Annotated in this window: 6 protein-coding genes; 4 read left to right on the forward strand and 2 right to left on the reverse strand. The window is 63.1% G+C overall.

Annotated features, from left to right (window positions below; translation table 11 throughout):
- Positions 1-251: 251 nt before the first annotated feature.
- On the reverse strand, positions 252-2,807 hold the full coding sequence (locus AC16JP_RS03610) for a TonB-dependent receptor (protein WP_484339235.1): 2,556 nt from the start codon (positions 2,805-2,807) through the stop codon (positions 252-254).
- Positions 2,808-3,057: 250 nt separating this feature from the next.
- Between AC16JP_RS03610 and AC16JP_RS03615 the strand changes: the two genes are divergently transcribed.
- On the forward strand, positions 3,058-3,558 hold the full coding sequence (locus AC16JP_RS03615; RefSeq protein WP_484339236.1) for a hypothetical protein: 501 nt from the start codon (positions 3,058-3,060) through the stop codon (positions 3,556-3,558).
- Between the two features lie 149 nt (positions 3,559-3,707).
- Entirely contained in the window at positions 3,708-5,018 is a 1,311-nt protein-coding gene (locus tag AC16JP_RS03620; protein WP_484339237.1) for a metal-dependent hydrolase family protein, read from the forward strand.
- A gap of 91 nt (positions 5,019-5,109) precedes the next feature.
- On the opposite strand, the gene AC16JP_RS03625 is transcribed toward AC16JP_RS03620, so the two are convergent.
- The gene (locus AC16JP_RS03625; RefSeq protein ID WP_484339238.1) at positions 5,110-5,586 is read right to left on the reverse strand and encodes a MarR family winged helix-turn-helix transcriptional regulator; all 477 of its coding nucleotides are present in this window, start codon (positions 5,584-5,586) and stop codon (positions 5,110-5,112) included.
- A 97-nt stretch (positions 5,587-5,683) separates the two neighbouring features.
- On the opposite strand from AC16JP_RS03625, the gene AC16JP_RS03630 reads away from it, so the two are divergent.
- Complete coding sequence (locus AC16JP_RS03630; protein WP_484339239.1) at positions 5,684-6,118, forward strand: hypothetical protein; 435 nt, start codon at positions 5,684-5,686, stop codon at positions 6,116-6,118.
- Positions 6,119-6,152: 34 nt separating this feature from the next.
- Positions 6,153-6,355, forward strand: a 203-nt coding sequence (locus AC16JP_RS03635; RefSeq protein ID WP_484339240.1) for a hypothetical protein, incomplete at its 3' end; no start/stop codon positions are given.

The raw sequence follows: 6,355 nt of genomic DNA on the forward strand, positions 1-6,355 counted from the left end.
TTCTTCGCCATCTTCTGTCCCCTTCCTCGTTCGCGGCTTGCTACAAAACGCGAATAGTTGAATCGCAGGGACCCTGATCTTTGGACGCTACTCCTGACCGACCTTCAAATTGTTACGATCTGTTAACTATATAGGCAAAAACATGACAAGTGTCAAGCAAAGGCGCCGTCCGGAGCGGCGCCGAAGGGCACGAAAAAGGGCCGCTCCAAGTTGCGGAGCGGCCCTTCCGGATATGCCTTGTGGCTATGCCTTTACTGAAAGCGCGCCATGAGCTGCATGCCGACGACGCGCGGCGCCGTCGTCAGGACGTAGTTCGGCCGCAACACGGCGCCGTTGTAGCGCCAGCCGAGCTGCGTTGCGCTTGCCAGCCCGTTCGTCAGCGCCGACATCCCGATGGTGTTGAACAGGTTGTTGGCGAACAAATAGACGCCCCAGCGCCCCTCGTCCTTCTCGAGGCCGAGACGCAGGCCGACAGTGGCATAGCCCGGCAGCGTATAGAGCGCCGCGCCGCCAGGCGTGCCGCCAGGCCCGTTCGGGTAGGCCGCGGCATAGCGCGGCAGGTTGTAGGTGGTCAGCGCGCTGCTGCGATAGCTGAGGTTGGCGTGATAGATGATCGCCAGATCATTGCCGACCGGCGTGCTGTAGTCCGCGCTCGCCTGAAGTGTCCACTTGGGCGAATAGGGGATCGGATCCCCGGACTTGCCGGCGGCGATCGTCGCGCAGCCGGTGGTGCCGGGAACGAACGGAACCGGGCATGGCGTGATGCCGCTCGGCAGCGACTGGTCGCCCTTCAGCTTCGCGTCGATGTAGCTGCCCGAAAGCTTCAGCGCGAGGCCGTCGGCCGGGAACAGCGCGGTATCGAACTCGATGCCCTGGATCCGCGCCGTGCTCGAGCTGTTGGTGATGAAGCCGAAGGCGTTGTTATACGACGCCGAGACCTGCATGTTGGTCCAGTCCATGCGGAAAATATTGGCGTTCAGCACCAGCTGGCGGTCGAGCCAGGTGGTCTTGATGCCCGCCTCATAGTTCCAGACCTTGTCGGCGCTGTAGATTGCTGCATAGCTCGGCAGGCCCAGCGTCTGGTTCACGCCGCCCGGCCGATAGCCCTGCGTCGCCGATGCATAGGCCATCACGTCCTGGTTGAACTCGTAGTCGACGCTGAACTTCAGCAGCGTCCCCTTCTCGTCGCCCAGCGATGTCAGCGGCGGCTGCCGCGTGTTGCCGGCGATGTAGCTCGGGATGATGACGGTCGAAGTCGTGCTCTTCTTGTATTTGAAGTAGCGGATGCCGCCGGTCACGCTCAGCTGGCTGGTGATGTCCCAGGTGGCTTCGGCAAAGCCTGCGAACTGCTCCAGCTTGTCGTCGATCGTGCGGTCGAGTCCGACTGAATCTACGCCGACGGTGTAGGTGTTCCCTGCCGGATAGCCGATCGGATAGAGCTGGATGCCGGTCACCGGATCCGCCGGGCTGAGGATCGACCGCGTGAAGTTCTTGCGGTTGCTGTGGTAGAAGCCGATCGTCCACTTGATGTCGTTGCGATCGTCGGCAAGGCGGATTTCCTGCGTCGACGTCTTGTTCGACTGCGGCTGGAAGGTCGTGCTGTTGCCGTAGCCGTTGACCATCTGCTGATAGCCCGCGCCATCGCAGGTCGTGCCGACGATATAGCCGCTGATGCAGTCATTCTGGAAGTTCGCGAAGCCCGGAATGGTGGCCGGGTTGCCGGCAAAGGCAGGAACGATCCCGCGCGTATGGTTCACCGACTGGAAGCGCGCGAAATAGGGCGTGTAGTCGAACTTGTAGGTCAGGTAGCGGTCGCTGTACGAGGCCGCCGCCGTCAGGGTGGCGAAATCCAGATCCCAGTTCAGCGTGCCCGAAAACAGCTTCATCCGGTCGGTCTGCGGCTGCCGCATCAGCATCGGCTGATTGTACCGCTTGCCGGTCAGCAGATACTCGGTGTGATTCCAGTCGGCCCGGTGGCCGGTGCGATCCTGATAGACCGCCATCAGGTCCAGTGTGATCGCATCCGAAGGCTGGAAGCGGGCGGTGATTCGGCCGCCGTAGCTCCGGCTGGCGTTCATGTTGCTGAGGCCGAGCATATCGTTGTCGAGGTAGCCGGCGGTGCGATCATAATAGCCGACGGCGCGCAGACCCAGCAGCCCGTCGATCACCGGCACGTTGACCATGGCGTTGATCTGGCTGCCGATCGCGCCGCCGCTGTCGGCCGCAGTGTTCAACTGCCCGTCGACCGCGCCTTCGTAGCGATCGAGCTTGGGCTTGGCGAAGATGATGCGCATCGTGCCGCCCATCGAACTTGCGCCATAGAGCGTGCCCTGCGGGCCGCGCAGCACTTCGGCGCGCTCCACGTCGAACAGGCGCAGGCTGGGCTGGGTACCGCCGGCATCGTTCGAGACGCCGCCGGTGCCGCTCAGCGGCACGTCGTCATAATAGATGCCGACCAGCGCTTCGCCGGTCGCATAGAGGTTGCGGATGATGACGCGGCTGCCGCCGTTGGCATTCTCGTTGATCTGCAGGCCCGGCGAAACACGGCTAAGCGCCGAGGAATCCGTGATGTTCTGCCGGCTCAGGGTATCGGCGCTGACGGCCGAGATGGCGAGCGGTGTCTGCTGGATCGAAGTCGCGCGCTTCAGCGCCGTGACGATGATTTCAGTGTCGTTCCCGGCCTGTGCCTGCTGTGCCGCCGGGGGGGTGGCCGCCGTCTGCGCCTGGAGCGCGGCCGATGTGGCGAACACCGAGACACCAGCCAGAATTCCGCGCGCCAACAGATGACGCGTGCCATGAGCCTTCATAGATCCCCCTGTGCTTGGGCAGCCGCGCTGGCCGTCCGGGATGTTGCAACCCGCGATTGATCAGGGAACAAAATGTTGACGCCACCCTGAAAAACCACGTTCAATCGTTGTTCATGTCAGAGCATTTTGCAACGGGTGCACATCCTCTTATTAATCATATGTTGCCGCGATGGCACATCGGCGGGCACGCTGAACCGGCCAGTGAAGTGATCGGCATGCTCGGGGCAATTTCGGCAGAAGGCAGGTAGGGATGGCAGGTTTTACGCGGTATTCGATGGGCCGCGCGCTCGCCCTGTTTGCCGGCGTCGCGCTTTCCGCCGCATCGGCGCTTGCGCACGACGACCATGGCATCGCGGCAACCACCCCCGAAGGCGGCCTGTCGTGGGATGTACTGAAGGGCGCGCGGGCCGTGGAATGGCGCGATCCCGCAACCGGAAGCACGCACCTTCGCCCGGAATTTCCAGCAGACATTCAGGCGTTTGACGCAAAAGACGTGAAGGTCGCCGGCTACATGATGGCCACCGAAGAAGCGTCGCCCCAGCAGACGCGCTTCATTCTGTTCGAGCATCAGCCGGACTGCCTTTTTCACATGGCAACGGGGCCGACCGGCTTTATCGACGTCGAGGTGGACCAGCCCGTTCCAGTGACGGACCGGCCGATGATCGTCGAGGGGCGGCTGAAACTCGTCCGCGCCGACAAGGGCGGCATCTTCTACCGGATCGAGCACGGGAAGGTGGCGCCGGGGGCCTGATATCGCCCCGGCCTGACGCAGATGGCGCTCGACAAATGGCAATATAGGCGGGATACGGTATACAATTCGCCAATCATGAGAGGGACGGCGACGCGTCAAACTGACGCACGTCAGGGTTTTCAATGAGGGTTCTGAAAAGGAGAGCAGGAATGAAGAAAACGGGACATGTTCTGGCGCTCGCCAGCGCTCTGGCGATGGTGTTGGCCGGGCAGGCCAACGCCAAGGACGTGGTGATCCACGCCGGCAAGCTGTTCGACGGCACCTCGACGTCGTTCAGGAACAATGTGTCGATCGTCATCAAGGACGACCGCATCACATCGGTTGAAAACGGCTTCGTGACGCCGGCAGGCGCCGAAGTCATCGACCTGAAGACCAGCACCGTGCTGCCCGGCTTCATCGACATGCACAACCACGTGACGGGCGGCGGCAGCAAGGACCGGCTGCGTTCGATGGTGGAAAACGCCGCCTACCAGTCGGTGAAGAACGTGCGGGCGATCCTGAACGCCGGCTTCACCTCGGTGCGCGATGTCGGCGGCAACACAGAACTTGTCGTTGCCCTGCGTAACGGCATCAATGCCGGGACAATCCCCGGCCCGCGCCTGACGGTGTCGGGCGCCGCGCTCGGCCCGACCGGCGGCCACGGGGACCCCAAGAACCACATCGACCCCCGCTGGGACCGCAAGGACGATTGGCAGCTCGGCGTCGTCGACGGCCCGACCGATGCCATCCGCACCGTGCGCGAACTGCACAAGCGCGGCGCGAACGTGATCAAGATCATGTCGTCGGGCGGCGTCGCCAGCCCTGGCGACGATCCGTCGCTTCAGTTGCTGCGCGACGATGAACTGAAGGCGATCGTCGAGACGGCGCATTCGCTGGGGATGAAGGTTGCAAGCCACGCCCACGGCAAGCCGGGGATCGACGCAGCAGTTCGCGCAGGGGTCGATTCGATCGAGCACGGCACCTACTCCGACGCCGAAACCTACAAGCTGATGAAGGAACGCGGGACCTACATGGTGCCGACGCTGTTCGCCGCACAGGAAATCTACGAAGTCGCGACGACGACGCCCGACAAGCTGCCGCCGACGGTTGCCGGCAAGGCGATCTCGGTTACGCCGACGATGAAGCACAACGCGCTCAACGCCTACAAGGCAGGCGTCAAGATGGCGCTCGGCACCGACCAGCTCGGCTGGCGCCCGCACGGCCAGAACGCCAAGGAACTGGAATATATGGTGCAGGCTGGCATTCCCGCAGCGCAGGCGCTGCTTGCCGGCACCCGCAACGCCGCCGACCTCCTCGGACAGTCCGACAGTGTCGGCAGCGTCCAGCCGGGCCGCTATGCCGACATCATCGCGGTCAACGGCGACCCGGTGGCAGACATCACCGAAATGCAGCGTGTGCAGTTCGTGATGAAGGGCGGCACGGTCTACAAGGCAGGCGGCAAGCCGCTCTACGTGGACTGATCCCCGAACGCCCGGTTGGCGCAGGGGCGCCGACCGGGCCGACCGGCTTTCGCCGGAACATTTTCCCGAAGTGGTCGGACAGGTTGACGCGTCAGGGCCGCGCGTCGGCGGCATGTTCGCCTTCGAGCGCCTGCCTCAGGCCTGCAAGAATGCGCTGTGCCGCCCGGATGTCCGACGCCGGAAGGCTTTCGGCCAGCGCATTTGCCCTTGGGTAATAGGCTCCGATGGCAGCCTCGTAGGTTCGCCGGCCCTTCTCCGTAAGCACGACAAGCCGGGCGCGCCGGTGGCGCGGGTTCGGCTCGAACGCGACCAGCCCATCCTTGTGCAGGTCATTCACTACACGCTGCACATTCTGACGGTTGGCCCCAAGGTCGCGGGCAAGCCACGCCACCGGCTGCGGCTTTTCTGCGAATACGATGGCGCCCAGAATCTGCCAGCGGGCGCTGGTCAGCCCGAACGGCGCGACCAGCCTGTCGCCCCATGCCAGCATCAGGTTGTTCGCCCGGAACAGCTCCAGAATGAGGTCGGTCAGGGCGTCTGCCGCAGGGGATCGGTCAAGCCCGTTCATGCGGCATCCCGGTAGGTTGTTGACATCATCATGTCAAATTTTATATGACATCATCATGTCATTTCGTCATTATGGTGCCATGTAAAAGGATAACGCCATGCTGAAGGTCACCCATCCCGTCGCGGGCGCGGTCGCGCTATTCACAATCGCAACCTTCTGGCTTTCCACCTCCCTTTCCGAATTGTTCGCGTCCGAAGCAGCGGTGATCGCGGTCAAGACGGCGATTCCATGGGGCCTCCTGCTCCTCGTTCCGGCCCTGGCGATGGCAGGCGGGTCGGGCTTTGCACTGGCAAAAGGGCGGCGCGCCGAACTTGTCGGAGCCAAGGCCAGACGCATGCCGCTGATTGCGGCAAACGGCATCCTCGTTCTGGTGCCGGCAGCGCTGTTCCTCGCCTACAAGGCCGCCCACGCCGAGTTCGACGGTGTATTCTACGCAGTGCAGGCGCTAGAACTGGCGGCAGGCGCTGCAAACATCAGCCTGCTCGGCCTCAACATGCGCGACGGCCTGAAGATGAAGCGCCGCGCTGCCTGATCGCAGCACTGTTGTGTTCCGGCATGAAGGGAAAATGGCGCACCTAGGAGGAGAAAGTTCGAAACTCCTCTTCGATACGCTAGCCCAGTGGAACCACGCTTTAAGCCAAACATCAATCGCCGGAATCCTGCCAGCCGCAAATAGCAACGACGCGGCTCACGATGATGATTCATCATCGGAGGGCGCTAAGGAACAACTCGATCCGAACGTGGTCGGGATCGATCTCTCGGCGCGGCG

The organism is Sandaracinobacteroides sp., from assembly GCF_057137845.1.

What these genes read in the sequence shown, in the direction of transcription:
- AC16JP_RS03610 (WP_484339235.1), bottom strand. Translation starts at nt 2,807, where the DNA reads ATGAAGGCTCATGGCACGCGTCATCTGTTGGCGCGCGGAATTCTGGCT.
- AC16JP_RS03615 (WP_484339236.1), top strand. Translation starts at nt 3,058, where the DNA reads ATGGCAGGTTTTACGCGGTATTCGATGGGCCGCGCGCTCGCCCTGTTT.
- AC16JP_RS03620 (WP_484339237.1), top strand. Translation starts at nt 3,708, where the DNA reads ATGAAGAAAACGGGACATGTTCTGGCGCTCGCCAGCGCTCTGGCGATG.
- AC16JP_RS03625 (WP_484339238.1), bottom strand. Translation starts at nt 5,586, where the DNA reads ATGAACGGGCTTGACCGATCCCCTGCGGCAGACGCCCTGACCGACCTC.
- AC16JP_RS03630 (WP_484339239.1), top strand. Translation starts at nt 5,684, where the DNA reads ATGCTGAAGGTCACCCATCCCGTCGCGGGCGCGGTCGCGCTATTCACA.